Below are 1,726 nucleotides of genomic sequence, written 5' to 3' on the forward strand. Positions count from 1 at the left end.
AAGCCCACTTTATCAGGCGACACACCAAAGGATTCCAAGGCTTCCGCTCCGCCAAAATACAGCCACGAACGACGCTCATCGGCATACACCCTTGCCCGAAACATCATCTCTTCATGATTGCCAAGAATGCGAATGACGGCGCACCTGCTTTCAAGCGCGCGAATGGTGTCAATCACACCTTTGCTGTCCGCGCCCCTATCAATCAAATCGCCCAGAAAAATCAGCGTATCACTGGACGTGGGACTGATGGCATCAAGCAGGGCAATCAGCATGGTATTACAGCCATGAATGTCACCGATGGCGATGGTGCGGTTTTGTGGGGGTTGGGGCATGGTGTTAAGCAGCTCCCGCCCCCGCTCAATCGCCATTTTTACTTGTCTAGGTGCAGTCCCACCAATATGGTCACGGGCATTAAGCGAGCCTTCTAGGGTCAAGCACTCAAACACATCATCAGCAATTAACTCGCTAAAGCCTTGTAGTTCAGCAAGTGATAATTCGCTGATGTCCACGCCTTTTGCCACACCCAGAGCGACGGTCTTGCCCACCACTTCATGCGCGTCACGAAACGGCAAGCCTTTTTTCACGAGATAATCCGCCAAATCGGTGGCGGTAGCATAGCCTTTCATGGTTGCTGCACGCATATTCTCGGCATTTGGCACTAGGTTCGGTAGCATATCAGCAAAGGCAAGCAGTGAGCCTGTTAGCGTATCCACGCAGTCAAACAGTGGCTCTTTGTCTTCTTGATTGTCCTTATTATAGGCAAGGGGCTGATTTTTCATGAGTGCCAAAAGGGTGGTTAGTTGTCCATAGACACGGGCGGTCTTACCACGCACAAGCTCAGGCACGTCAGGATTTTTCTTTTGCGGCATGATAGACGAGCCTGTACAAAAGCGGTCAGGCACAGCGACAAAGCCAAACTGCGCACTCATCCACAGGATAATCTCTTCACTCATGCGCGATAGGTGCATCATCAGAATCGACGCATTGGCGGTAAATTCAATGGCAAAATCACGGTCAGATACAGCGTCCAGTGAGTTGCCACAAATGCCGTCAAAGCCAAGCAGACGCGCGGTAATGGTGCGGTCAATGGGATAAGTCGTCCCAGCAAGGGCGGCGCTACCTAGGGGCATTTGATTGATGCGGCGACGAGTGTCAGCAAAGCGTTCACTGTCACGATTTAGCATCTCAAACCACGCCATGACATGATGAGAAAAGCTCACAGGCTGGGCGGTCTGTAGGTGGGTGAAACCAGGCATGATGGTGGTGGTGTGTTTGTCCGCTAGGTCAAGCAGTCCTGATTGTAGGCGCTTGAGCAGTGCCAAAATGTTGTCAGTTTCATCTCTTAGCCATAGGCGAATGTCAGTCGCTACTTGGTCGTTACGGCTGCGCCCTGTGTGTAGCTTCTTGCCGACATCACCGACGATAGCCGTCAGGCGAGATTCGACATTCATATGCACATCTTCTAGGGCGACCGACCAGACGAATGTGCCTGCGTCAATCTCGGCTTGCACTTGCTGCAGCCCTTTGATGATGATGGCACTTTCGTCTTGGGTAATGATACCGCATTCGCCAAGCATGGTGGCATGGGCGATAGAGCCTGCTATGTCTTGTTTTGCCATGCGTTTATCAAAATTGACCGAAGCGGTAAATTCGGCAACAAAACTGTCAGTGGCTTCGCTAAAACGTCCGCCCCACATTTGGGCTGCATGTTGTGTCATGGTGATGC

At 51.7% G+C, this 1,726-nt stretch carries 1 protein-coding gene and 1 pseudogene; both read right to left on the bottom strand.

Translation table 11 applies throughout. The features are described 5' to 3' along the window. On the bottom strand, positions 1-368 hold a 368-nt coding region (locus GY683_RS06025), incomplete at its 3' end, for a metallophosphoesterase family protein (protein WP_367274114.1). Continuing rightward, positions 345-1,718 (bottom strand): annotated as a pseudogene (gene argH, locus GY683_RS06030) (argininosuccinate lyase); the annotation flags it as partial. The gene GY683_RS06025 and the pseudogene argH, both read right to left, overlap by 24 nt. Positions 1,719-1,726: the final 8 nt, after the last annotated feature.

It is taken from the genome of Moraxella sp. (genome assembly GCF_024227015.1).
Lineage (GTDB): Bacteria > Pseudomonadota > Gammaproteobacteria > Pseudomonadales > Moraxellaceae > Moraxella.